Raw genomic sequence first — 24,863 nt, forward strand, 5'->3', positions numbered from 1 at the left:
ATGTATCAGTTATTAATAAAGACATTTGTACGTGATTATAAGAATACTGAAAATGCACATGTAAGAGAACAATATGGAACAGTCTGTTCTATTATTTCTATAGTATGTAATATCATACTTGTAGTATTTAAACTCATTTTTGGCACATTAGTTCATTCTGTTTCTATTGTGGCAGATGGTTACAACAACTTATCTGATGCAGGAAGTAATATTGCGACATTCTTTGGCTTTAAGCTTGCGAATAAGCATCCAGATGCAGAACATCCATATGGTCATGGACGTTTTGAATATATTACCGGTCTAGGTATTTCTTTTTTAATTATTTTAGTTGGTTTAATGAGTTTAAAGGATGCAGTCTTAAAACTCTTTAATCCAGAAGCAGTTAAGTTTAGTGTTCCTGCACTTATTGCTTTGATATTCTCAGTATTAGTTAAGATATGGATGGGTTATTTTAATCGTAAGGCAGGCAAGGAAATCAACTCAACCGCATTAGAAGCAGCTGCCCAGGATAGTATGAATGATGTTATGGCAACTTCTGCAACTATTGTGGCTCTAGTCGCTTCTTTAGTTACTGATCTACCAGTGGATAGTTTAATTGGTGCGGCAGTATCTGTTGTTGTAGTCATTTCAGGTATTTCTATCGCAAAATCAACTATTGATCCACTTCTTGGTATTAAACCAGATCCAGAAACAATTAAAGAAATAGAAGACTATTTAATGAGTAATAACTGCGTTATGGGTATTCATGATTTAATGATGCATGATTATGGCCCAGGACGTCGTTATTTAACTGTTCATTGTGAAGTAGATGCTTCTATAGATATGATGACAACACATGATGAAATAGACAATATTGAACGTGCAATGATGGAGAAGTTCCATATTCTTACTACTATTCATATGGATCCTATTGATATCCATGATACACTCACAAATGAGTTAAGAGATAAGATCAGTGACCTTGTAGAATCTATTGATTCATCACTCTCTATCCATGACTTTAGAATAGTGAGAGGTCCTACACATACAAACCTTGTCTTTGATGTATTAATGAAGGATGATAAGTATAGTAAGAAGGAACTTAATAAATTAATTACTTCTAAGGTCAAAGAAATGAATCAGACATATTATTGTGTTATTAATTTCGAATATTCATTTGTCTAGAAGTGTACAACCATAGTAAGAAATGTTAAAATCTTAATAGATAACTAACAATAATTTCATATATAAATTCGAGGTGATTCAAGTGAAGAAAGCAAGTAAGATTATTACAGGATTTAATAAAGGGGAATACAAAGCACTGATTAAGGATCTTTATACTGAAGATGCTAGACTTACAAAGCAGAAAAACCGTTATGTTGCTGCTTTGAAAAAATTCATTGATTTATATGGTGATGAAGAAGTAGAAATCTATAGTGCACCAGGACGTAGTGAAATCTGTGGTATGCATACAGATCATCAGCATGGTAAGATGCTTGCATGTGCTGTAAATCGTGATATTATTGCGGTTGTGACACCTACAGATGACAATGTTGTAAGAATTGTGTCTGAAGGATTCCCAGATATTCGTCCTATCACAATTAGTAAAGCAGGATTAAAGTTAGCTTTTGATGAACAGGGGACAACTGAATCTTTAATTAAAGGGATTGTATCTCAGTTTCAGAAACTAGGCTATGAAGTAGGTGGTTTTAAAGCTTATCTTACAAGTGAAGTACCACTTTATTCAGGTATGTCATCAAGTGCTGCAGTAGAAGTACTTCTTGCGACTATTTTAAATGGTTTATACAATAGTGGTTCTATTAGCCCATTAATTATTGCACAGATTGCACAGTATGCTGAAAATATCTATTTTGGTAAGCCATGTGGTTTAATGGACCAGGCAGCTTGTTCTATTGGTGGTTTAATTAAGATTGATTTCAAGGACCCTAAGAAACCACTTATCAAGAAACAGATGATCAAGTTTGAACAGTTCAATCATTCTTTATGTATTGTAGATACTAAAGATGTACCAGTTAACTTAACTAAAGAATATCGTGCTATTATCGAAGAAATGAGATCAGTTGCTAAATACTTCGGTAAAGAATTCTTAAGAGAAGTAGATGAAAATGAATTCTACGATCATATTATACCAATGCGTAAAGTATGTTCAGATAGAGCTATCTTACGTGCAATGCATTTCTATAGTGAAGAAAAGCGTGTGAATAAAGAATTAAAGGCACTAAGAGATGGTAACTTCAATGAGTTCAAGATTCAGATCAGACGTTCTGGTAACAGCTCATTTGAATATTTACAGAATGTTTATTCTTCAAAAGACCCTTCTCATCAGAACATTTCTCTTGCAATCTGTATGAGTGAAAAGATTCTAAAAGATAAGGGTGTAGTAAGAGTACATGGTCCTGGTTTTGAAGGTACTATTCAAGTATTTGTTGAAAATGATTATGCAAGAAAGTATAAGAATGAAATAGAAAAGTATATGGGTAAACATTGCTGTTATGTTACTCATATCAGACAGCAGGGCGCTATGAAAGTCATCTAAACGATGACTTTTTTTGTAATAGTTTTACATCATAAGACTTTAGATTTAACATAAAAAATGATAAAATGGCAAAGGACTTTTATATATACAAGGAGGGTGAATAACATGGATAAGATGACAAAAGAACATCTTACGAGTCTCTTAATAAATGGGACTTCAGAACAGATTCAGGAAGCGATAGATGATATTCACCCCGCGGATATTCTTGATGTATTACAGGATCATCATAGTCAGTTAAATAATATTCTTTCTAAACTTCCAAATGATATTATTGCGGATGTTATTGAGGAAGAAGAGGATGAAGATGAACAGTATGAGATCCTTAAAACATTCCTTAAAGATCGTCAGAGTGCTATCTTAGATGAGATGAGTGATGATGAATTAGCTGATTTGATTGGTGAACTAGATGATCCAGAAGAGCGTGCAGATGTATTATCTAAATTAGATTTAGAAGATAAGACACATATTGAAAGTCTGTTGAAGTATGATCCAAGCACTGCTGGTGGTATCATGACAACAGAATTCATTTCTATTAAAGCGAATAATACAGTATTAAAGACATTAGAGTTCTTACAGACTCAGGTTGAAGAAGATACAACATATTATTTATATGTTTTAGATAAAGAAAAGGTATTAAAAGGTGTTATTTCATTAAGAGATATTGTGTCTTCTTCTTTCGATACACCAATCATGGATATTGTGAATCCCAATGTAAAGACAGTAGATGTCAATATGGACCAGGAAGAAGTGGCTAAGAAGTTTATGAAATATGGCTTCTATATGATGCCAGTTGTTGATTCAGAATATCATATGCTTGGTGTTATTGAAATAGATGATGTTATGGATGTCATGGAAGAAGAAACAACAGAAGATATCAACTTGATGGCTGGTATGAGTGGTGAAGAACGTGTAGATTCTACGGTATTAGAATCCGCAAAGAGCCGTATTCCCTGGCTTATTGTAAACTTATTTACAGCTGTGATGGCGGCTGCAGTTGTTGCTAATTTTGAATCGACTATTGCGAAAGTAGTCTCTTTATCTTCAGTTATGTCCATTGTCACTGGAATGGGTGGTAATGCAGGGACACAGTCACTTACTATTTTATGTCGTGGTTTATCTCTTGGTGAAGTGGATAAAGACAATGCCTTCCAGATTTTCTGTAAAGAAATCACAGTTGGTTTATTATCAGGTATTGTGATTGGCATTATTGTCGCATTTGGTGCCTGGTGGTTTGCAAGCAACCCATGGTTTGGTTTAGTGGCAGGTCTTGCTATGATCTTAAATATGCTTGCAGCTAATATTGCGGGTTATTTAGTACCAGTTATCTTAAAACGTTTAAATATCGATCCAGCACTTGCATCAGGTGTATTTGTCACAACTGTGACAGACTGTATGGGATTTTTCTTCTTTTTAGGTCTTGCCACATTGTTCCTTCCTTTGTTAATATAAGGAACGGAGGATATGATTATGGAACATTTTACTTATAAAACTAAAGGAACTTGTGCAACTACTATTGATTTTGACTTAGAAGGTCATACTATTCATAACGTTGTATTTACTAGAGGATGTAATGGTAACTTAAAAGCCATTAGTAAACTTGTAGAAGGTAAAGAAGCTGAAGAAATTGCAGCTATTCTAGAAGGCAATACTTGTGGTATGAGAAATACATCATGTGCAGATCAGTTTGCATGTGCATTAAAAGAAGCAATCAAGTAATTAAAAAGGCAGAGAAATCTGCCTTTTAGTGTGCACAATAATCACCTAGAATGACTGCACTTAGTCCAAGCATTATACTTAAAACTATATAAAGCACTGCAAGAGTTGTATTGCCATTCTTATGTAAAGTGATAGATTCTAAAGCGAATGTAGAGAAGGTAGTAAATCCCCCACATAATCCTGTTTTAAGTAATAGAACGTAATGAGGATTCATAGATTTCTTTAAAGCTACAGTGCTAATAAAACCTATTAAGAAAGCCCCTAGAATATTAATAAATAGAGTCAGTAATGGAAATCCATGGGTTGTCTTTAAAGGAATTAAACCTACTAAATAACGTAACACTGAACCAATAAAACCACCCATACCGACATATATACATGCTGTCATAATTTCATCTCCCTTTTTGGGTATTATAAAATAGATGGAAGAGAGAATCAAAGGTGTTATAATACAAAAAAAGGGGTGGTATTATGTTGAAAATTACTTATATAGCACACAGCAGTTTCTTTATAGAAACAGATTGTACATGCTTGTTATTTGATTATTATACAGGGACTATTCCAAAAGTGCCTGTTGGTAAGAAATTTTATGTCTTTGCAAGTCATAGACATGGTGATCATTATTCAAAGAAAATCTTTGATTTAAAGAAAGAATACAATAATGTTCATTATTTACTATCTAGTGATATAGAGAAGATAGAAGATGATTCTATCACTTATTTAAAGGATAATATTGTTTATTTTGATTCTACTATAGAAGTCAGTACTTATTTATCGAATGATGAAGGTATTGCGTTTATGGTACAAGTAGATGGTTATACTCTTTATCATGCAGGAGATCTCAATAACTGGGATTGGGTTGGTGAAGATAAAGAATGGCTTGACTGGCAGAAGAACCTTTATCATACAGAATTAGAAAAGATGAAGGACTTTGATATTGATGTGGCCTTTGTTCCTTTAGATCCTCGTCTAGAAGATCATTATCATGAAGGTATGACAGATTTCCTAAAGGTTTGTCATACTCGTTATATTGTCCCAATGCATTGCTGGAATAAATATGATGTCATTGAAAGATTTATAGAAGAACACGGGCATAAAGACCAGGTTCTTGCATTTACACAAGATGGAGAAGTTATGGATGTCAAAATATAAAATACTTTGGATTATTCCCCTCTTTTTTATGATTTCTATATGTGGTGTTCTTTATTTTCAGAAAAATATATCTCATGATATGTCTCGCTTTGAGATTGCCTATATTAATAATCATTTGATTATTCCTGATAGTCAAGAAATCGTTGAAAAGGGATATCCTAAAAACGAATCAGGAGAAACCTATGGTCCTGATTTATCAGACTATGTAGGTAGTGTTCCTGATCTCATTCTTGCAGAAAGTAAAGAAGGGATTAAAGGTTACTTAAAGAAAACAGACAAGGATTCTATTACATCATCGTCACGTACATTACCACTCTATTTACAGGATGGTAAGACAAAGATTGCAGAACTGACACTCAAAACAAAATAATTTCCCAGGAAAAGGAGGAAAATCATGACACTCAATCAATTACGTTATGTCGTCATGGTGGCGCAAACTGGAAGCATTACTCAGGCTGCTAAAAGACTATTTATCTCACAGCCTTCTCTTACAAATGCGATTAAAGAATTAGAAAATGAAATGCATATCACAATCTTTAGGCGTACCAATAAAGGTGTTATTGTATCTAGGGAAGGAGAAACATTCTTAAGTTATGCTAGACAGGTATTAGATCAAGCTGATCTACTTGAAGAACGCTATATGAATGATAAACATCAAAGTCCCCATTTTAGTGTATCCTGCCAGCATTATTCTTTTGCGGTCAATGCCTTTGTAGATGTTATTAGACAGTTTGGTGTTAACCAATATGATTTCACATTAAGAGAAACAGAAACACATGAAATTATCGAAGATGTTTCTACTATGAAAAGTGAAATAGGTGTTCTTTATACATGTCCTAAGAATGAAGAAGTCATCATGAAGATGATCAGACAGAATAACTTGGAATTTAAAGAACTTTTTGTCGCAAAACCTCATGTTTTTATTTCGTATCACCATCCTCTAGCTTATAAGAAGACATTAACACTTAAGGACTTAGAAGATTACCCATATCTCTCTTTTGAACAGGGAGAGTATAATTCTTTCTATTTCTCAGAAGAAGTATTAAGTACATTAGATAGAAAGAGAAACATTAAGGTAAGAGACCGTGCAACACTCTTTAACTTGTTGATAGGTTTAAATGGTTATACAGTATCTACTGGTATTATCTCTAAAGAATTGAATGGTGAAACAATCATTTCCGTTCCTTTATTAGTGGATGAAATCATGAGAGTAGGCACTATTACACAGAAGAATATGATACTTTCACGTTATGGAGAAGCCTATATGGAGGCACTAAAAAAGCATATATAATGATAATCTCTTGATTTTACCACTTAAATATTACTAGTGATATTCTTGCTTTTTGTGATTTTTGGTGTAAAATACTACCAACATCACAAGTGTGATGTTGAAGGAGGTAAGACTCATGTTGAAACGTTATTTAGAGAAACTGATCTCTTTTGGCTGTAGTCTTCAGGATGTCCCTCGCGTAGATGTTGTTTATGAAATGCCAGAAGGTCAGAACTATCATTTAGTGAAATATATATCAGGAAAGCAAGGATGCTTATATGTTGATATCGATGCCTTCAAGAAGGAAAATCAAAAATCCTTATTTGCGTTATTTACAGAATTAAGACGTTATTATCAGGATTATACAAATATGAAACAACCTCATGATCTTGAATATGCAATCGATGCCAATGCTTTTGCGGTTATGGTAATGAAAGTCTATTTTGGTGTAGATTCTCCAGTTAATCATGATCTGCCAATGACAAGAGTGATGCTTGCATCTCATCATCTCTCACAACAATTAAATATCGAATAAAAAGAGTGGCTACGGCCACTCTTTTTATAAGGATTGTAAGGATATGTTTTTTTTAGTTACTAGTTAGAAGTAACTAACTAGATAATATCATGCACATGAGATAAATGCAATAGATATATTAAATTAATTTTTCTGGTCATTTTACTTGTTTAATAACTGTGGTTATGCTAAACTAACTACAGTTAGAGATTACTAACTTGGAGGTAAACAATGAACAAATATTTAATTGAGAAAGTATATGGACGCGAAATTATTGACTCTCGTGGAAATCCAACAGTAGAAGCAGAAGTGACTCTTGCAGATGGTACAGTAGGACGTGCTGCAAGCCCTAGTGGTGCTTCTACAGGTGAATTTGAAGCATTAGAATTAAGAGATAACGATCCTAAGAAGTTTGGTGGTAAAGGTGTTTCTAAGGCAGTCGAACATGTGAATAATGAAATTGCGAAAGCAGTCATTGGTGCAGATGCTAGAGATACATATCATGTTGATAAACTAATGATTGAAGCAGATGGTACAGAAGATAAATCTAACTTTGGCGCCAATGCGATTCTAGCTGTTTCTTTAGCGGCTGCTCAAGCTGCAGCTAAGAGTGAAGGTGTTTCTTTATACCGTTTCATTGGTGGTGTAAATGCGAATAAGCTTCCTGTTCCAATGATGAATATCTTAAATGGTGGTGCTCATGCTACAAATACTGTAGATGTACAGGAATTCATGATCATGCCAGTAGGTGCTGATAGTTTCAAGGATGCTCTAAGAATGGCTGCTGAAGTATTCCATGCATTACAGTCATTATTAAAGTCTAAGGGACTCGCTACTTCAGTAGGTGATGAAGGTGGATTTGCGCCAGATTTATCAACTGATGAAGAAACAATCGAAACTATTCTAGAAGCAGTTAAGAATGCAGGTTATGAACCAGGTAAAGACTTTGTACTTGCGATTGATGCTGCATCAAGTGAATGGAAGACAGATAAGAAGGGCTTCTATAAATTACCTAAATCAGGTAAAACTTATACTTCTGCAGAATTAATTGCGCATTGGAAGTCTTTAGTTGAAAAGTATCCAATCTATTCATTAGAAGATGGTTTAGATGAAGAAGACTGGGAAGGCTGGACTCTAATGACTCAGGAGTTAGGTGATAAAGTACAGCTAGTAGGTGATGACTTATTCGTTACTAATACTAAACGTTTATCTAAGGGTATTGAATTAAAAGCAGGTAATTCTATCCTCATTAAGCTAAACCAGATTGGTACTCTATCTGAAACATTAGAAGCCATTAAGATGGCACATAACGCAAACATGACAGCAATCGTATCTCATCGTTCAGGTGAAACAGAAGATACAACTATTGCAGACTTAGCTGTTGCACTCAATGCAGGTCAGATCAAAACTGGTGCACCAAGCAGAACTGAAAGAGTTGCTAAATACAATCAGTTACTTCGTATTGAAGAAGCTTTAGGTGATAGTGCAGTTTATCCTGGTATTAAGACATTCAAGTTCAATAAGTAAGGCAGAGAAATCTGCCTTTTTTTCTTTTCTTTCAAATGAATTATGTTATGATATATGAACATATTTTTGGGAGAAATATTATGAAATATTTTAAAAGAGGAGTACTTCTCACTTTGATTGGTGGGACATGCTGGGGCTTTTCAGGTGCAAGCGGGCAGTTCTTATTTACTTATTATCAAGCTAATCCACTCTGGCTTACATCTATGCGTATGTGTTTTGCAGGATTGTTGATTACATTATTTGGTGTATTTACACAAAAAGAATCTATGAAACGCTTAGTCAGTCAAAAGAAAGACTTACTTAAAACATTTGGTTTTGGTTTTGTCTTAATGTTGTGTCAGTTTACTTATTTACAGGCTATTAATACATCTAATGCGGGAACTGCTACAGTGTTGCAGTATCTTTCACCAATTTATATCATGATTGTCGTTTGTCTTACATTAAAGAGATTACCTAATAAGGTAGAATTATTATGTATTATCTTGGCTTTAGGTGGTGCTTTTGTGATTGCAACTCATGGTCATCTAAATGGTTTATCATTAACACCTGCAGGATTATTCTGGGATATTGCCTGTGGTTTTACGAGTGCTGCTTATTCTATCTATCCTAAGCGTCTGATGGCTGTATATGGCAGTGTTCCAGTCACTGGTATAGGAATGTTATTCGGCGGTATTGCGCTATTATGTGCAGGCAAGACATGGACTCTTGCCCCTGCATTAGACTTAGCTGGAGTACTTGCAACAATAGGTATTATAGTAATAGGAACAGCAGTTGCCTTCACATTATATTTACAGGGAGTTGTAGATATTGGTCCAGTCAAGGCAAGTATGATTGCAAGTATTGAACCTGTATCAGCTATATTATTTGCGTTTGTATGGTTATCTACACCATTCAAATGTATTGATCTTGTTGGTTTTACGATGATTCTTGTGACAATCTTCTTATTAGCTCTTCCTAGTGATCAAGTATCAAATTCATAACTATTACATATATTTTGTAATATAATAATATTAGGGAGTGGTTAATATGGAGAAGTTAAAGAAGGGGATTCCATTTCTCATTTATATGATGATTTGGTCTTTATATATTTTATTTGCCTGGTCAAGAACACATCCAGGACAGATTATTGAAGTGTCATTATTTATATTATATTTAGTGTTGCCGACATCAGCTTTTATTATATCAGTGCTTTACGGTCAGTCAGACCATCGTGCTATTTATTTGCTTACATTATTCTTTGGTATGATGGAAATACTTGGCTGTTATTTAAGCTTTATTCATGTATCGTTGACTGATATTGAAAAGATATTGGTACCAAGTTCAGAAATAGTATTATATGGTGTGATCCCGTCATTACTTGGAATCATGATTGGACAATATATAAACAAACAGAACCGCTACAACATGTAGCGGTTCTTTGTTAGAGTTCTTTGTTGTTAAGGATGCTGATTGTACTTCTATAAGAGATGATCAAAGCAAATAGTACAATGAATGCATATATTCCAATGAGTAGGAATGCTGAAATTTGACTCATCAACATGCCTACTGAAGTCGCACCACTTGCAACTGCAAGAAATAAAACAAGCATCAACATTAAGACAATAATAGTTGCCTTTTCACGACCGTACTTCATCATTACAGGAATCGTGATAGAAATATATATGAATGCGGAAAAGAGCATGGCAAGCTGGACAATTGTTGTTTCTAAGTTAATATGAGTTGCGGAACTTATAAGGAAAGCAATCAGCCATGATATGAATGTAACAGTGAGTGCATAGATATATTTCTCTAAACAGTATTCTCTCTTACTAAAAGGCAGGGCAAAGAGATAAGTCATCTCATTGTGATACATATCATAAGAAAATGAATTGAAGACAAGTCCTGTTCCCATAAATGTAAGATAACTAGAAATAGACGCAAATCCAGAATTTGCATAAGCCATAATCAGACAGATTACAACAATCGTTACAATATACTTTATTTGAGACTTGAGTAATAATAAATCTTTTTTGAGTAGTCCTTTCATAAGCGCTCTCCTTTTAATAGAATAGGAATCATTGTATCAATATGATTCTGTTCAATCACAATAGTAGGATAGTTTTCACTATAGAACTGTCTTTCGTTTGTAAGACATGAATAACCAAATGGTTCTTTCATTACTTCCAGCAGATAATCTTTATCTAAGCTTTTATAATCTTCTTTAGATACCTTTAACACACCATATTGAGACAGAAGTGTATCCATTTCTTCATGCATGATGATTTGTCCATGATCGATAATATAAAGATCATCACATAATGATTCTAAATCACTAGATATATGAGAAGAAATAAGAATAGTACAATCTTCTTTTTCCATATAATCTCTCAGTATATCTAGTATTTCATCTCTAGTAAGAACATCGAGTCCTGCAGTTAGTTCATCTAAAATCAGTAACTGAGCATGATGTGTTAACGCAATAATGATATTCAGTTTTGCTTTCATACCTGTAGAAAATGTACGAACTTTCTTATCTAAAGGGATATCAAAACGCTGACAATAAGATTGAAACAAATCTTCGTCAAAACGTTTATAAGTACATTTTAGAATACTGATTATATCGGATACAGTAAAGAATTCACTGAACCCTGTTTCACTTAATACAACACCAATTTCCTGTTTATCAGGTATCTGTATGTTACCTTCATCAATAGGATTAATACCAAGAATACTCTTGAATAATGTACTCTTACCAGCACCATTCATTCCTATAATTCCAGTAATAATACCTTTAGGGATATCTAGGCTGCATTCAAGAGTAAATGAGTCATAACTCTTTTTCAAATGATCAATGTGAATCATAAACATCCTCCATAATAAGAGATAACATGTCCTGCATTTCCTGATAAGTAATGCCAGAACACTTTCCTTTTTCTATAGCACGAGATAATAGTTCTTCTGTTTCTCTTAAACAATTTTCTTTCACTTCATTTTGAGAAACCTCTAATACATAGCTTCCTTTTCCATGAACAGTGGTTGTATACCCTTCTTTTTCTAAGAAATCATATGCTTTCTTCACAGTTAAAGCACTGATCTTTAATTCTTTAGATAAAGCACGTACTGAAGGAAGTGCTTCATTAGGAGATAACTGATTAGAAAGTATTGCTTCTTTAATAGCTTCTACAATCTGTTCATATATAGGAACCATTGATGAATGATTAATGATAATATGCATCTCTCTTCCTCCTATAAACAGTATATAACACCGTGCAATACAAAATTCAAATTATGAAAATAATAAGCATAATCTTTCAATGTTTGATAGTATACTCTTGAAAACAAGGAGGACATAATAATGAGTTTTAGAGAAGACTTTTATTGGGGTGGCGCAACTGCAGCCAACCAGCTAGAAGGTGGATGGCAGGAAGGTGGAAAAGGTATTTCCTGTCCTGACGTATGTACTGGAGGAAGTGCAACAGTAAGTAAACGCATTACACCAGTATTAGAAGAAGGTACTTTCTATCCTTCACATGATGCGATTGATCATTATCATCGTTTTAAGGAAGATATCGCATTATTCGCAGAAATGGGATTCAAGATGTATCGTTTCTCAATTGCATGGACTAGAATCTTCCCTAATGGAGATGAAGAAACACCAAATGAAGAAGGTTTAAAGTTCTATGAAGAATTAATTGATGAATGTCGAAAATACAATATTGAACCATTAATTACTATTTCCCATTATGAAGAACCATTTAACTTAACTAAGAAATGGAATGCCTGGGCAGATCGTCGTATGATTGACTGTTACTTAAACTTCTGTAAGGCAATTTTTACTAGATATAAAGGTAAAGTAAAATACTGGTTGACTTTCAATGAAATCAACTCAGCGACTACACCAATGGGTGGTTTCTTATCACAGGGTATTTTAAATGAAATCAAGACAATGAATTTCATGGAACAGGTAGATAATCCTCAGAATCGTTTCCAGGGATTACATCATCAGTTTGTGGCAAGTGCACTTGCAGTCAAAATGGCTCATGAAATTGATCCTAATTATCAAGTAGGATGTATGCAGATTATGGCCACTAGCTATGGTTTAACATGTGATCCTCATGATCAGATTGTGAACCAGGAAAAGAATCATTTAATGAACTGGTTCTGTTCAGATGTACAGTGCCGTGGTGCTTATCCAAACTATATTAAGAGATACTTTAAAGATAATAATATCAACATCGTTATGGAAGAAGGCGATGAAGATATCTTAAAGGCTGGTCCAGTTGATTTCTATACATGTTCTTATTATATGTCTAATTGTCAGACAGCAGATAAGAGTAAAGAGGCAGGTTCAGGTAATATCCTAGGTGGTGTATCAAACCCATATCTTAAAGCAAGTGACTGGGGCTGGCAGATTGATCCAATCGGTTTAAGATATTCATTAAATGAAATCTGGGATCGTTATCAGAAGCCAATCTTTGTCGTAGAAAACGGCTTAGGTGCTTATGATAAGATTGATGAAGATGGTAAAGTACGTGATGATTATCGTATTGATTACTTAAGAAGCCATATTGAACAGATGCATGAGGCTGTATTAGATGGTGTTGATTTAAGAGGTTATACTCCTTGGGGATGTATTGACTTAGTATCAGCATCTACTGGTGAAATGGCTAAACGTTATGGTTTCATCTTTGTAGAAAGATATGATGATGGAACAGGTGACTTCTCTAGACGTAGAAAAGAATCATTCTACTGGTATCAGAAAGTCATTAAAACAAATGGTGAAGATCTAAAATAATACGAAAAAGAAGGGCTATGAATCCATAGTCCTTCTTTAATGTTGATGTCTTTTCTGTTTTACAGAGTTACCTTCTTCAGGGCCTCTAAAATCTACTAAAGATCCTAAATCATAGACCTTAAATCCTGCTTTGACTAATTTTCTTGAACCTTCATGTGCAGTTCCAGCTGCAAGAGCATAAACATAATATGTTGCAGTAGGATCAAGATCTCTTTTTGCATGCTGATCAATTAGTCTTGCAGGATAACATTGTGCATCGACTGGATGTCTTACATCAAACTTTAAATCATCATCCACACATAGTAGAATAATATTCATATTATTTTGAAACTCTTCATAAGCATGATTGAATTCAAGTGTTTGTACTGCTTCTTTACGTTTAAAAAACATAGACTCACCTCACGTATACAATAATATCATTTTCTTATGTATTTTACTATTGCTTTTTATAAATTGGTATGGTAATATAAACAAGCAGTTTAACTTAGGGGCTTGGTCCAATGGTAGAACATCGGTCTCCAAAACCGTTGATACGGGTTCGATTCCTGTAGCCCCTGCCATCTGTAAATAACGAACACTTCGGTGTTCGTTTTTTTTATTTATTTTATGTTTATTTATTTAATACTCCTTTTGATGTGGTATAATAGAGTTATGAAAGGGGTTACAATTTATGGCAAAAACTTTAGCATGTATCGTAACAGATCCAGTAGGTTTATATGCGACACCTGCAATGGATCTTATCGAAGTCGCAAAGACTTTCGACAGTGACTTTACCTTAACTTATTCAGGTAAGACTGTGAATCTTAAATCGATGATGGGCGTTCTTTCATTAGGTATTCCAACAAAGGCAAAGATTGTGATTACTGCCGATGGAGAAGATGAAGAAACAGGTATTAAAGCAGTGCATGAAAAAATGAAAGAATTAGGTATTATCGGATAAAGAATGCATGATGCATTCTTTTTCTTTTTTATGTATAATAGGCGTAAGGAGTTGATGGTATGAAACCAATGATGTGTTTTGATGTAGATGGTACTATTAGAGGTACGACAGATGAACATATAGTATATGATTCAACGATTCTTGCGCTTAAGAAATTAAAGGAAGCAGGATATCCAATCGTTGTTTCAACAGGAAGAGGAAGAGATTCTTTCTTACGTACGGGTATACAGGATATTGCGGACTGGGATGGATTTGTGTTTAATAACGGTCAGTTGATTACAGATGGGAAAGGCAATGTGATCAATGCCCATCATTTTAAGAATGAAGATGTTATTCATACAATTGCGAAAGCAGATGAATTGAATCTTGCAGTGACTTTGAAGAAGGAACATCGCATTATCACAAAAGAACCAGATGAATATGTCTTAGAGACACAGCGTTATTTTGGAAACCAGATAGGACCGGTTGAAAAGTATAACGGGACTGATCTTGTCGATATGATGATTATCTATGGTCCTAAAGGGTGGGATTATAAACCATTTCTTGATTTAGAAGGTATTTCTGTATTACCAGGTTTATCCTGTTTTGCGGATGTTGCTATTGCAGGTGTATCTAAAGCAACAGGTATTATGGAATTAGGTAAAGTATTAGGTAGTGATCATTATATATGTTTTGGTGATTCACAGAATGATATAGAAATGATGAAGCATGCCTCAACATCAATTTGTATGGGTAATGGTGATGCAATGACTAAAGCGGAAGCAGATTACGTAACTGCAGATATTGATGATGATGGTATTTATAAAGCTTGTATTCATTTTGGATATATAAAGGAGTAGAGAAAAATGACATTAAAAGAAGCATATGAAACAGGTAGAGATTTAGATGTATATGTAGATAGCGAAATGGCTGATCAGGATTCACATAGTTTTGATGATTTATGGCAGTCTATTTATGATATTGTACAGGTAGCAGTAGGGGGTATTGTAGAAGAAGACCCTGAAGAATTAAAAAAAGCCATTGAATGGCTTAAGGAAACACAGGATAAAACAGAAGCCTATAAGACTTTAGATATCCCATTTGAGGTGAAGTAATGAAAGTAGTAGATATGCATTGTGATACACTCTATGAGATGGAAAAGAATCACCTCTCATTAAGTGAAAATAACTTAAATATTGATTTAAAAAAGATGGAAGAAGGAGATTATCTTTTACAGAACTTCGCTATCTTCACTGAACTAAAGAAAACAGCTGATCCAGTTGATCATGTGATGAAATGTATTGATTATTTTTATCAGGAAATGAGAAAGAATAAGGATAAGATCCACCCAGTTACAACTTATGATGAAATTATGGAAAATACACATAATGGTATCATGAGTGCACTGCTTACTATTGAAGAAGGGGCAGTCATTCATGAAGACCTTTCTTATTTAAGAAACTATTATCGTTTAGGTGTACGTATGGTTGCATTAAGCTGGAATCATATCAATGGACTCACATATCCTAATTTTGATATGAATGATGATACACATGGCTATCATACATATGATGATGTACATGGTCTCACTGATGCAGGGAAAGCCTATATCAAAGAGATGGAAGATCTAGGCATGATTATTGATGTGTCTCATATGTCAGATAAATGTTTCTATGATGTGTTAGATATCGTCAAGAAACCTTTTGTGGCATCTCATTCTAATGCACGTGCTGTATGTCCTCATGCCCGTAATATGAGTGATGATATGATTTTAAAGCTTGCGCATCGTGGTGGTGTTATGGGTCTTAACTATGCTGCAGGTTTCTTAGGTGAGAATGTGGAAAAGTCACGTATTGAAGATATGGTGAAGCATATTCTTTATATCAAGGACTTAGCAGGTATTGAATGTATTGGCTTAGGTTCTGATTTTGATGGTATTTCACAAAATCTAGAAATGAAAAATGCGTCTTATTTACCTCAATTAGAAAAGGCACTTAGAGACGCAGGATTGACAACTGAAGAAATTGAAAAAGTCTTCTATAAAAACGTATTACGTGTTTATAGAGAAATCTTGAAATAGAAAAAATGACAGGCCGTATATGATGGGGAAGCCTGTCATTTTTCTTTTAATAACTTTTTGGGGGAGAAGTTATGTAGTCACTTGGGAGTATCCGTGAACTACATATATCAATATAACGGAGAATTGTGAACGTAATATGAATATGGTTCATATTTATGTAAAATAGTGCCTTTTGAAGTTTTGAACAGATAGCAATTTATGTAAAATAGTGCACATGTCTTTCTTTTTTTAATTTGAAAAATATTATATAATAATATAGATAAATAACATGAAGGAGAGAAAATATGAAAAATTTATTTTATCGCCTGATGATCTATCTAGATACAGCTAGTGAAACAGATACAAACTATTTTATTGCTTTATTTATGGCTAATAATTTCTATCGTATCCCAGATATGCGTATTAGTGAACTTGCAGAAGAGTGCTTTGTATCTCCTGCGACCATTTCACGTTTCTGTCGTGCTTTAGGGTATGAAAACTTTGCGCATTTAAAACAGGAATGCAATAGTTTTCATTCTAATAATAAGAAATTCAATAATTTGATTAATATTGATTTGGAATGTATGGCACATTCACCAGAAAAGGCTACCGAAGAGTTTGCTCAGCAGATTATTGAATCCACATCACAGCTCTCAAAGATACTTGATTGGAAGATACTAGACGAAGTACTTCATTTAATTCATGATCATGATGAAGTGGCTTTCTTTGGAACGCAGTTCTCGACAAGTGCGGCAATATTACTACAGACGGATTTATTGATGTTAGAGAAGTTTACTATCGCATATATGGATTCAGAAAGACAGTTAGAATGTGCAAAACAGATGAACGAAGATTCAGTGGCGATTGTGATTTCATTGAATGGTAACTTTGAACATGTGGGACATAAGGTCTTACAGTATCTTCATAAATCTAAATGTCATATTGTATGGATTACTTCTACTCATGAAGATAATCTAGGTATTCCTGTGGAATATAAGGTATTAGTCGGTGGTTCTCTTGAAAATAAGACAACAAAGCATGCTTTATTAACTGCAGTACAGTTAATGAGTTTACGTTACTATAGTTTGTTTTGTCCAGATCTCAAATCAATGAAAAAGAAATTGGTGTAGGTGATTATATGAGAATAATTAAATCAGAAACAATTACAGAAACAATCAAAGAATTATGTATTAAAGGAGCTTGTCATCTTCCTACAGATGTCTATAACCGTTTATTAGAAGCCATCTCTACAGAAGATTCTCCTGTTTCTAAACATACATTAGAAATATTAAAGGAAAATGCGGATATAGCATCTCAGAACCAGGAACCCATCTGCCAGGATACAGGAATGGCATGCATTTTTGTAGAAATAGGTCAGGAAGTCTATGTAGAAGGTAACCTTACAGAAGCAATCAATGAAGGGGTCAGACAGGGATATACTGAAGGATATTTAAGAAAGAGTGTGGTGGATGATCCTGTTTTTGACCGTATTAATACAAAAGACAATACACCAGCGATTATTCATTATGATATTGTGCCTGGAGATAAGTTAAAGATTACGGTAGCACCTAAAGGATTTGGCAGTGAAAATATGTGCCAGGTGAAGATGCTTAAACCAAGTGATGGAATTGAGGGTGTAAAGGACTTTATCTTAAAGGTTGTAGAAGATGCAGGTCCTAACCCATGTCCTCCTATTGTGATTGGTGTAGGTATTGGTGGTACATTTGATCATGTTACTTATCTTGCAAAGAAGGCAATGATCAAGAAGATAGAAGAACATCATCCAGATCCTCGTTATCATGCATTAGAAGAAGAAATGTTGGAAAAGGTGAATGCGACTGGTATTGGTCCTGCAGGATTTGGTGGTAAGACAACAGCGCTTGCCTTACATGTGGAAACTTGTCCTACTCATATTGCAGGTTTACCTTGTGCTGTGGCTATCTGCTGTCATGTATCACGTCATCAGGAGGTTACATTATGATAAAGTTAGAAACACCTCTTACTATTGAAAAGGTTGAATCACTTCATGCAGGTGATCAGGTATTATTAAGCGGTACTATTTATACAGGACGTGATGCAGCACATAAACGTTTTGTAGAAGCATTAAAAAACAATGAAACACTTCCTTTTGATCCTTATGATCAGGTGATTTATTTTGTGGGTCCTACACCTACAAAGCCAGGTCATGTTATTGGCAGCTGCGGACCTACAACATCTTATCGTATGGATGCTTATTCTCCTACAATGTTAGCACAGGGATTAAGAGGTATGATTGGTAAAGGAAGAAGAAATAACGACGTAAAAGAAGCAATGAAAAAATACAAAGGTGTTTATTTTGGTGCTATTGGTGGTGCAGGAGCGATTATAGCTTCTTGTATTAAATCATGTGAAGTGATTGCCTATGAAGACCTTGGTCCTGAAGCGGTACGTCGTCTAGTTGTAGAAGATCTACCACTTACTGTTGTAATTGATAGTGAAGGACATGATCTCTATGAAATAGGCCGTCAGGATTATTTGGAAGGAAAGGAATAGTTATGGATCAGCCATTTAGAGATTATAATGAGACGGATATTCTATATCTTCTCATGACATATGTAAATTTTTCATCTGGACAGGATATGTATTACAGTATTGCGAAAACAATACTTACACATCTTGAACAGATTCCTAGTATTTCAATTAATGATCTTGCAGAGCTTTGTTATACATCTCCAGCAACAATCTCAAGATTCTGCAAGGATTTAAACTGTCGTAACTTTGCAACATTCAAAAAAGAAATGGCGATTGCTTTAGAAATAGCACATGATGAAATTCATTTCTCTTTTGATGACGATTTTAAGATTAAAAAGAATCCTCAATATCTTGTAGATAAAGTTTATGATGATACAAAGAAATCATTGGAATTAGGACAGCAGCAGTTAGATATCAAAGATGTTGATAAAATCTGCGAACTTATTCATGATGCTCCTCAGGTATTTATGATTGGTTATCAGTTCTCACGTATTGCCTGTCAGGATTTTCAGTTAAAGATGTTGAAACTTGAAAAGTTCCTCTATGCTTTTGCGAATAGAGGAGATGAAGTTCAAAGACTTGATTTGATTGAAGAAAATGATCTGGTTATTATTGTGACAGTACGTGCAAGAAGAGAATTGATTGATTCATTGATTACACGTGTTAAGAAACAGAAGGCTCGTATTTTGATTGTGACTATGAATAAGGATTATACAAATCCTGAAGTAGATTACTATTACCATTTAAATGGTGAAGAAAGTGATTATACACAGTCTTCTATTTCTGGCTTTATTGATACAGTTTCATTCTTAAATGTTGTATATTTGCGTTATGGTTTACTCTATAATCAATATTTGTTATAACTATATACGTAGTACAAACAAAATGGTATAATGGAACAAGTTGAAAAGAAAGGAAGTATCTATTCATGAAGAAAAATGAATTAGTAGAAAAAGTTGCTGAAGGTGCATCTTTAACTAAAGCTGATGCAGAACGTGCTATTAATGCTTTAGTTGATGCAGTATCTGGAGCTCTTGTTGAAGGTGATAAAGTTGCTTTAAAAGGTCTTGGAACTTTTGAAGTAAGAGAAAGAAAAGCGAGAACAGGTATTAATCCTAGAACTCGTGAAACTATCGAAATCCCAGCAAGTAAAGTTCCTGCTTTTAAAGCAAGCTCTACACTTAAGGATGCAGTGAATAAATAATATTAAAAAAGTGCTTCGGCACTTTTTTATTTTAATTATTTAGTTTAGAATTAAATAAAAGGGAGTGGTGAGGATGATTACAATACTCTATACATCAAAGCATGGAGCAACAGCTAAAATAGCACGTGTTATTAATACATATCTTGATCATACATGCACGTTGATGAACCTAGATGAATTAGATATGGCTGTCTTGGAGAAGACAGATACGATTGTTTTAGGTATTCCTGTGTATTATGGGGCACTTGATCCAAAGATGGTGGATTTTATCAAGAAGAATCAGGGATTACTTATTAAGAAGCATTATTCTATTTACATTACAGCTCTTTTCCATGCTGAATTCATGAGTTATATTACTAAAGAGTTTGATTATTCTATATTAAAGAATGTAACGACAATGGCAGGACTTGGCGGTGCAATCTATTATCCTGATTTAAGTATTCAGGAGAAGATGGTTCTTGCAGTCATGAATAAGAATCGTCCAGTCATTCCAAAAGAACATCATATCAATATCTTTGAGAACTTCGATAATCATGAAATAGAATTATTCTCACAGAAGATCAAAAGAATTGAAGATTATGCAACAAAGGCAAGATAAAAAGGAGAAGCGACCTGCTTCTCCTTTAAAATTAATCAACAATAATTGTACCTTCTTTAGGTCCACCAGCAGCATTTGATTCATCTGTATCAATATGCATGAAAGTAGCATATGTATCTTTAACACGGCACATAACATCACCAAAGATTAAAGAACGACCATTTGTTTCAACTTCTACTTTTACAATCTGGCGGTCCTTAATACCCATTGCTTCAGCATCTTCTGGAGAGAAATGGATATGACGTTTTGCAGCAATAACGCCTTCAGTTAATTCAACTTCACCTTTAGGGCCAACTAATTTACAAGCTCCACTACCAGCAAGGTCTCCAGATCCTCTAACAGGTGCTTCTAAACCTAATGCTCTTGCATCAGTAAGAGCTAATTCAATCTGAGTATGGTCTCTAACAGGTCCAAGAACAGACATAGCTTTTTCGCCTCTAGATCCTACAACCTTTACCTTTTCAGCACATGCAAACTGACCTGGCTGAGAAAGATCCTTTTTCTTTGTTAGTTCATAACCTTCACCAAATAATGTTTCTAAATCAGCCTGACTTAAGTGAATGTGTCTAGCTGAAGTTTCAATAATAATTTTGTTACTCATAATCTGCCTCCTAGTCACGTATTGTACACCCTTTTATGTGTTTTGAAAAGGCTTACTTTACAAATATCTATAAGTGTAACCTGTCAATGTTTATTTCCATTGATTCTTAAAACTGCTATAATATTTGTAAGTGAGGTTGATGTTATGATAAATGTTATTACGTCGGAATTACCAATAATATGGAAGTTTGTAAAATCAGCTATTGATTTATTGGCAGTATGGGTTTTATTATATTATGGTATCATGATGTTCAAGACAAACATGCGTACTATGCAGTTATTTAAAGGGGTTATTGTTGTCCTTCTTGTTAAGGCCACTACAAGTGTACTAGGTTTAGTTACTCTTGGTACAATTGTTGATGCAGTGATCACATGGGGAGTATTGGCTATTGTTGTTATCTTCCAGCCAGAAATACGAGTTTTATTAGAGAAGATGGGACAGACTAAAAATGAAGTACAGCATCGCTTATCTGATGATGAAAGAGAACGTGCAATGGATGAACTTGTTGAATCTATTACAACAATGTCTAAGGATAAGACAGGTGCACTTATTACTTTTGAACGTCGTCAGTCTTTACAGGATTTTATTAATACTGGTGTGAAGGTATCTGCATCTATTAAAGCAGAACTTTTAACAACTATCTTTTATGAAGGAACACCTCTTCATGATGGCGCAACTATTATAAAGAATGATATGATTGTTGCTTCTGCCTGCTTTTATCCTCCTACAAATAAGGAAATTCCTTCACAGTATGGAGCAAGACATAGAGCGGCAATTGGTATTAGCGAAATCACAGATTCTTTGACAGTGGTTGTATCTGAAGAAACAGGAAATGTCAGTTTTGCAGCGAATGGAGAATTGACAAGAATCAATTTGAATGAGCTTCGCTCTAAATTAATTGCTGAATTGAACTGGTATGGAGAAGGTGGTGAATCCCATGACTGATCCTAAGAAAAAGAAACAAACGGATTCTACAACGGATTTCTTCTTACAGTTTGTAAAGGAAGAAAAATCTGAAAAAGAGAAGACAGAAGCTAAAAAAGAAGAAAGAGAACAGACCTATACAAAAACAGTAGAAAAGGTTTCTACAGGCTATAACTACTTTAATAAGCTGTTAGATAAGCTTCTTGAGAATAAGCATTCTGTGCGTATTCTTTCATTTGTGCTTGCTTTATTCTTATTTGTTTCATTCTCTGGTGGGGATGTAATGAATTCTACAACGGCTGGGGCAACTCTTAAGAAGGTGCCAGTACAGGTAGAAGGATTAAAGGATGGCTATGATGTATCAGGAATACCTCCAACTGTAGAAATAGGTTTGATTGGTCCTTCTATGGATATCTATACAACTAAGCTAACAAGTAATTATGAGGTTTATTGTGATTTATCTGAATATAATGAAGGAACACATCATGTTACATTAAAGACAAGAAATTTTGATAGTGATTTGACTGTGATGCTTATTCCTGAAACAGTGACAATTAAGATTCTGCCTAAGGTGGATGCAAAGTTCGATTTAGGCTATAAGTTTATTAATCAAGATAAATTAAATGAAAAATATAGTGTTTCAGTCGATTCAATATCTACAAAACGTGTTACAATAACAGCGACACAGAATAATCTTGATAAGATTGATAAGGTCCAGGCGCTTATTGATGTGGAGGATAAGACAAAGGCATTTGAACAGGCATGTGAAATTAAAGCTTTTGATGCAGATGGAAATGAAGTACAATGTACAATCGCACCAGAAAAGGTGAATGTCAGCTGTCATGTTGACTCTTATTCTAAAGAAGTGCCAGTTAAACCAGAATTTGTTGGGCAGTTGCAGGAAGGCTATCAGATGACAAATTATAAGTTATCTAGTTCTACTGTAACAATCTATGGTAAACGTACTGATATTAGTGATATTAACTATATTACATGTCAGGTCGATATTTCTAATTTATCAGGATCAACAACTTTATCTGGTATCGCATTACAGGGGAATGACAAAATCAATAAGATATCACAGAATACTATTGATGTGACTATGTTTATTGAGAAAAAATAGAGAGGAAAAGTAAAGATGGGTAAATATTTTGGAACAGATGGTTTTAGAGGAGAAGCAAACAAGGATTTAACAGTAGAACATGCTTTTAAAGTAGGTCGTTATTTAGGCTGGTACTATAACCGTCATCATAAAGCAAGAATCGTTATTGGGAAGGATACAAGACGTTCAAGTTATATGTTTGAATATGCACTTGTAGCTGGTTTAACTGCAAGTGGTGCAGATGCATATCTTCTTCATGTAACTACAACACCTTCAGTATCTTATATTGTAAGAACTGATGGATTTGATTGTGGTATCATGATTTCTGCATCACATAACCCTTATTATGATAATGGTATTAAGCTTATTAATGATAAAGGTCAGAAGTTTGATGCAGATGTTGAAAAGCAGATTGAAATGTATATTGATGGTTTGACTGAAGAACTTCCATATGCAACTAAGGATGATATCGGTCGTGCTTTTGATTACTCTATGGGTAGAAACAGATATATCGGTTACTTAATGAGTATTCCTAAGAGAGCATTTAGAAATGTACGTGTTGGTTTAGATTGTGCTAATGGTGCGTCTTCAAATATCGCAAAGGCAGTATTTGATGCATTAGGTGCAGAAACATATGTTATCAATGATCATCCTGATGGAGTGAATATCAATACTGACTGTGGTTCTACACATATGGGTGCATTACAGAACTTTGTCCGTGAAAAAGGTTTAGATATCGGTTTTGCATTTGATGGTGATGCAGACAGATGTTTAGCTGTAGATGAATTTGGTAGAGTTGTTGATGGTGACTTGATTCTTTATGTATGTGGTCAGGAGTTAAAGAATAACAATGAACTCGCTAACAATACAATCGTTACTACAATTATGAGTAATATTGGTCTTTATAAGGCTTTAGATAAGATTGGTATTGGTTATGCAAAGACTGCTGTTGGTGATAAATATGTTTATGAAAACATGGTGACTAATGGCAACGTTATTGGTGGAGAACAGTCTGGTCATATTATTTTCTCTAAGCATGCAACTACAGGTGATGGTATCTTAACATCATTAAAGATTCTAGAAACATGTATTGAAAATAAGAAGACTTTAGCTCAGTTAACAGAACCAGTTACTATTTATCCACAGCTATTAATCAATGTACGTGTAAAAGATAAAGCTGAAGTATTAAATGATGAAGATATCAAGAAAGCAATTGAAGAAGTGACAGAAACATTAGGAGATGATGGTCGTATTCTAGTAAGAGAATCTGGTACAGAACCATTAATTCGTGTCATGGTTGAAGCACAGACAGATGAAATCTGTCATGAAAATGTGCTTAAGGTAGTAAATCTTATTAAAGAAAAAGGCTATGCCGTTAAATAATCACATAATCTAACAAAATATTGCCACTTTGCTGGCAATATTTTCACTATAATGGTAAATATGGGAGGTGAGT

31 protein-coding genes and 1 tRNA gene are annotated in these 24,863 nt (G+C 34.3%); 26 read left to right on the forward strand and 6 right to left on the reverse strand.

The features are described from left to right. From QZQ55_RS00135 to QZQ55_RS00150, 4 genes are all read left to right on the forward strand, one after another. Positions 1-1,164 (forward strand): cation diffusion facilitator family transporter, encoded by a 1,164-nt coding sequence (locus QZQ55_RS00135; RefSeq protein WP_295088364.1) that lies wholly within the window; start codon positions 1-3, stop codon positions 1,162-1,164. An 82-nt stretch (positions 1,165-1,246) separates the two neighbouring features. Next, on the forward strand, positions 1,247-2,536 hold the full coding sequence (locus QZQ55_RS00140; protein ID WP_295088367.1) for a galactokinase family protein: 1,290 nt from the start codon (positions 1,247-1,249) through the stop codon (positions 2,534-2,536). Between the two features lie 105 nt (positions 2,537-2,641). Then, a complete protein-coding gene (gene mgtE / locus QZQ55_RS00145; protein WP_295088370.1) occupies positions 2,642-3,985 on the forward strand; it encodes a magnesium transporter in 1,344 nt (447 codons plus the stop codon). An 18-nt stretch (positions 3,986-4,003) separates the two neighbouring features. Further along, a complete protein-coding gene (locus tag QZQ55_RS00150) occupies positions 4,004-4,252 on the forward strand; it encodes a TIGR03905 family TSCPD domain-containing protein (RefSeq protein WP_295088373.1) in 249 nt (82 codons plus the stop codon). A 25-nt stretch (positions 4,253-4,277) separates the two neighbouring features. Here the strand turns inward: QZQ55_RS00150 and crcB are convergent, their stop codons facing one another. After that, positions 4,278-4,640, reverse strand: a complete 363-nt coding sequence (gene crcB, locus QZQ55_RS00155) for a fluoride efflux transporter CrcB (protein WP_295088376.1) — start codon at positions 4,638-4,640, stop codon at positions 4,278-4,280. An 83-nt stretch (positions 4,641-4,723) separates the two neighbouring features. Here crcB and QZQ55_RS00160 point away from each other — a divergent pair, with 83 nt between their 5' ends. From QZQ55_RS00160 to QZQ55_RS00190, 7 genes are all read left to right on the forward strand, one after another. After that, entirely contained in the window at positions 4,724-5,404 is a 681-nt protein-coding gene (locus QZQ55_RS00160; protein WP_295088378.1) for an MBL fold metallo-hydrolase, read from the forward strand. Continuing rightward, positions 5,391-5,774, forward strand: coding sequence for a hypothetical protein (locus tag QZQ55_RS00165; protein WP_295088381.1), 384 nt, complete (start codon positions 5,391-5,393; stop codon positions 5,772-5,774). Before QZQ55_RS00160 ends, QZQ55_RS00165 begins: the two co-directional genes overlap by 14 nt. A gap of 24 nt (positions 5,775-5,798) precedes the next feature. Further along, positions 5,799-6,695 carry a LysR family transcriptional regulator gene (locus tag QZQ55_RS00170; protein ID WP_295088384.1) on the forward strand — a complete coding sequence of 299 codons (897 nt, stop codon included), beginning with the start codon at positions 5,799-5,801 and terminating at the stop codon, positions 6,693-6,695. 115 nt (positions 6,696-6,810) lie between these two features. Beyond that, positions 6,811-7,209 carry a hypothetical protein gene (locus tag QZQ55_RS00175; RefSeq protein ID WP_295088388.1) on the forward strand — a complete coding sequence of 133 codons (399 nt, stop codon included), beginning with the start codon at positions 6,811-6,813 and terminating at the stop codon, positions 7,207-7,209. A gap of 210 nt (positions 7,210-7,419) precedes the next feature. Beyond that, positions 7,420-8,715 carry a phosphopyruvate hydratase gene (gene eno / locus QZQ55_RS00180; RefSeq protein WP_295088391.1) on the forward strand — a complete coding sequence of 432 codons (1,296 nt, stop codon included), beginning with the start codon at positions 7,420-7,422 and terminating at the stop codon, positions 8,713-8,715. A gap of 80 nt (positions 8,716-8,795) precedes the next feature. Continuing rightward, positions 8,796-9,695 (forward strand): DMT family transporter, encoded by a 900-nt coding sequence (locus tag QZQ55_RS00185; RefSeq protein ID WP_295088394.1) that lies wholly within the window; start codon positions 8,796-8,798, stop codon positions 9,693-9,695. A 46-nt stretch (positions 9,696-9,741) separates the two neighbouring features. Continuing rightward, positions 9,742-10,125, forward strand: a complete 384-nt coding sequence (locus QZQ55_RS00190; protein ID WP_295088396.1) for a hypothetical protein — start codon at positions 9,742-9,744, stop codon at positions 10,123-10,125. 10 nt (positions 10,126-10,135) lie between these two features. Here QZQ55_RS00190 and QZQ55_RS00195 read toward each other — a convergent pair whose 3' ends face one another. The 3 genes from QZQ55_RS00195 to QZQ55_RS00205 are packed head-to-tail and all read right to left on the reverse strand — an operon-like array spanning position 10,136 to position 11,929. Beyond that, the gene (locus tag QZQ55_RS00195; protein ID WP_295088399.1) at positions 10,136-10,741 is read right to left on the reverse strand and encodes an ABC-2 transporter permease; all 606 of its coding nucleotides are present in this window, start codon (positions 10,739-10,741) and stop codon (positions 10,136-10,138) included. Next, a complete protein-coding gene (locus QZQ55_RS00200; RefSeq protein WP_295088401.1) occupies positions 10,738-11,556 on the reverse strand; it encodes an ABC transporter ATP-binding protein in 819 nt (272 codons plus the stop codon). The genes QZQ55_RS00195 and QZQ55_RS00200 overlap by 4 nt, the downstream gene beginning before the upstream one ends. Beyond that, positions 11,543-11,929, reverse strand: coding sequence for a GntR family transcriptional regulator (locus tag QZQ55_RS00205; RefSeq protein ID WP_129980923.1), 387 nt, complete (start codon positions 11,927-11,929; stop codon positions 11,543-11,545). Before QZQ55_RS00205 ends, QZQ55_RS00200 begins: the two co-directional genes overlap by 14 nt. Before the next feature lie 120 nt (positions 11,930-12,049). Between QZQ55_RS00205 and QZQ55_RS00210 the strand changes: the two genes are divergently transcribed. Continuing rightward, entirely contained in the window at positions 12,050-13,489 is a 1,440-nt protein-coding gene (locus QZQ55_RS00210) for a glycoside hydrolase family 1 protein (protein WP_295088404.1), read from the forward strand. Positions 13,490-13,525: 36 nt separating this feature from the next. Here QZQ55_RS00210 and QZQ55_RS00215 read toward each other — a convergent pair whose 3' ends face one another. Next, positions 13,526-13,879 (reverse strand): hypothetical protein, encoded by a 354-nt coding sequence (locus QZQ55_RS00215; protein WP_295088407.1) that lies wholly within the window; start codon positions 13,877-13,879, stop codon positions 13,526-13,528. A 96-nt stretch (positions 13,880-13,975) separates the two neighbouring features. On the opposite strand from QZQ55_RS00215, the gene QZQ55_RS00220 reads away from it, so the two are divergent. From QZQ55_RS00220 to QZQ55_RS00270, 11 genes are all read left to right on the forward strand, one after another. After that, a tRNA-Trp gene (locus tag QZQ55_RS00220) sits at positions 13,976-14,049 on the forward strand. A 110-nt stretch (positions 14,050-14,159) separates the two neighbouring features. Continuing rightward, positions 14,160-14,429 carry an HPr family phosphocarrier protein gene (locus QZQ55_RS00225; RefSeq protein ID WP_117458270.1) on the forward strand — a complete coding sequence of 90 codons (270 nt, stop codon included), beginning with the start codon at positions 14,160-14,162 and terminating at the stop codon, positions 14,427-14,429. Positions 14,430-14,488: 59 nt separating this feature from the next. Then, entirely contained in the window at positions 14,489-15,268 is a 780-nt protein-coding gene (locus tag QZQ55_RS00230; RefSeq protein ID WP_295088409.1) for an HAD family hydrolase, read from the forward strand. A 6-nt stretch (positions 15,269-15,274) separates the two neighbouring features. Further along, the gene (locus QZQ55_RS00235) at positions 15,275-15,523 is read left to right on the forward strand and encodes a hypothetical protein (RefSeq protein ID WP_295088412.1); all 249 of its coding nucleotides are present in this window, start codon (positions 15,275-15,277) and stop codon (positions 15,521-15,523) included. Then, a complete protein-coding gene (locus QZQ55_RS00240; RefSeq protein WP_295088415.1) occupies positions 15,523-16,488 on the forward strand; it encodes a dipeptidase in 966 nt (321 codons plus the stop codon). Before QZQ55_RS00235 ends, QZQ55_RS00240 begins: the two co-directional genes overlap by 1 nt. 284 nt (positions 16,489-16,772) lie before the next feature. Continuing rightward, positions 16,773-17,597 carry a MurR/RpiR family transcriptional regulator gene (locus tag QZQ55_RS00245; RefSeq protein ID WP_295088418.1) on the forward strand — a complete coding sequence of 275 codons (825 nt, stop codon included), beginning with the start codon at positions 16,773-16,775 and terminating at the stop codon, positions 17,595-17,597. A gap of 8 nt (positions 17,598-17,605) precedes the next feature. Continuing rightward, the gene (locus tag QZQ55_RS00250) at positions 17,606-18,448 is read left to right on the forward strand and encodes a fumarate hydratase (RefSeq protein WP_295088421.1); all 843 of its coding nucleotides are present in this window, start codon (positions 17,606-17,608) and stop codon (positions 18,446-18,448) included. Then, positions 18,445-18,999 carry a Fe-S-containing hydro-lyase gene (locus QZQ55_RS00255; protein WP_295088424.1) on the forward strand — a complete coding sequence of 185 codons (555 nt, stop codon included), beginning with the start codon at positions 18,445-18,447 and terminating at the stop codon, positions 18,997-18,999. Before QZQ55_RS00250 ends, QZQ55_RS00255 begins: the two co-directional genes overlap by 4 nt. Positions 19,000-19,001: 2 nt before the next feature. Then, the gene (locus tag QZQ55_RS00260; RefSeq protein WP_295088427.1) at positions 19,002-19,841 is read left to right on the forward strand and encodes a MurR/RpiR family transcriptional regulator; all 840 of its coding nucleotides are present in this window, start codon (positions 19,002-19,004) and stop codon (positions 19,839-19,841) included. A gap of 65 nt (positions 19,842-19,906) precedes the next feature. Further along, complete coding sequence (locus QZQ55_RS00265; RefSeq protein WP_006506079.1) at positions 19,907-20,182, forward strand: HU family DNA-binding protein; 276 nt, start codon at positions 19,907-19,909, stop codon at positions 20,180-20,182. Between the two features lie 73 nt (positions 20,183-20,255). Beyond that, positions 20,256-20,780 (forward strand): flavodoxin domain-containing protein, encoded by a 525-nt coding sequence (locus QZQ55_RS00270; protein ID WP_295088430.1) that lies wholly within the window; start codon positions 20,256-20,258, stop codon positions 20,778-20,780. A gap of 31 nt (positions 20,781-20,811) precedes the next feature. Here the strand turns inward: QZQ55_RS00270 and QZQ55_RS00275 are convergent, their stop codons facing one another. Beyond that, positions 20,812-21,381 carry a phosphate propanoyltransferase gene (locus QZQ55_RS00275; RefSeq protein ID WP_295088433.1) on the reverse strand — a complete coding sequence of 190 codons (570 nt, stop codon included), beginning with the start codon at positions 21,379-21,381 and terminating at the stop codon, positions 20,812-20,814. Between the two features lie 144 nt (positions 21,382-21,525). Between QZQ55_RS00275 and cdaA the strand changes: the two genes are divergently transcribed. The 3 genes from cdaA to glmM are packed head-to-tail and all read left to right on the forward strand — an operon-like array spanning position 21,526 to position 24,790. Continuing rightward, positions 21,526-22,326: a diadenylate cyclase CdaA gene (cdaA, locus tag QZQ55_RS00280; RefSeq protein WP_295088435.1), complete on the forward strand. Its 801-nt coding sequence runs from the start codon at positions 21,526-21,528 to the stop codon at positions 22,324-22,326. Further along, positions 22,319-23,428 (forward strand): YbbR-like domain-containing protein, encoded by a 1,110-nt coding sequence (locus QZQ55_RS00285; protein ID WP_295088438.1) that lies wholly within the window; start codon positions 22,319-22,321, stop codon positions 23,426-23,428. The genes cdaA and QZQ55_RS00285 overlap by 8 nt, the downstream gene beginning before the upstream one ends. A gap of 15 nt (positions 23,429-23,443) precedes the next feature. Beyond that, a complete protein-coding gene (gene glmM / locus QZQ55_RS00290) occupies positions 23,444-24,790 on the forward strand; it encodes a phosphoglucosamine mutase (protein ID WP_295088441.1) in 1,347 nt (448 codons plus the stop codon). The last annotated feature ends 73 nt before the right edge of the window (positions 24,791-24,863 follow it).

This window comes from uncultured Catenibacterium sp. (genome assembly GCF_900540665.1).
In the GTDB taxonomy this organism is placed as follows: domain Bacteria; phylum Bacillota_I; class Bacilli_A; order Erysipelotrichales; family Coprobacillaceae; genus Catenibacterium.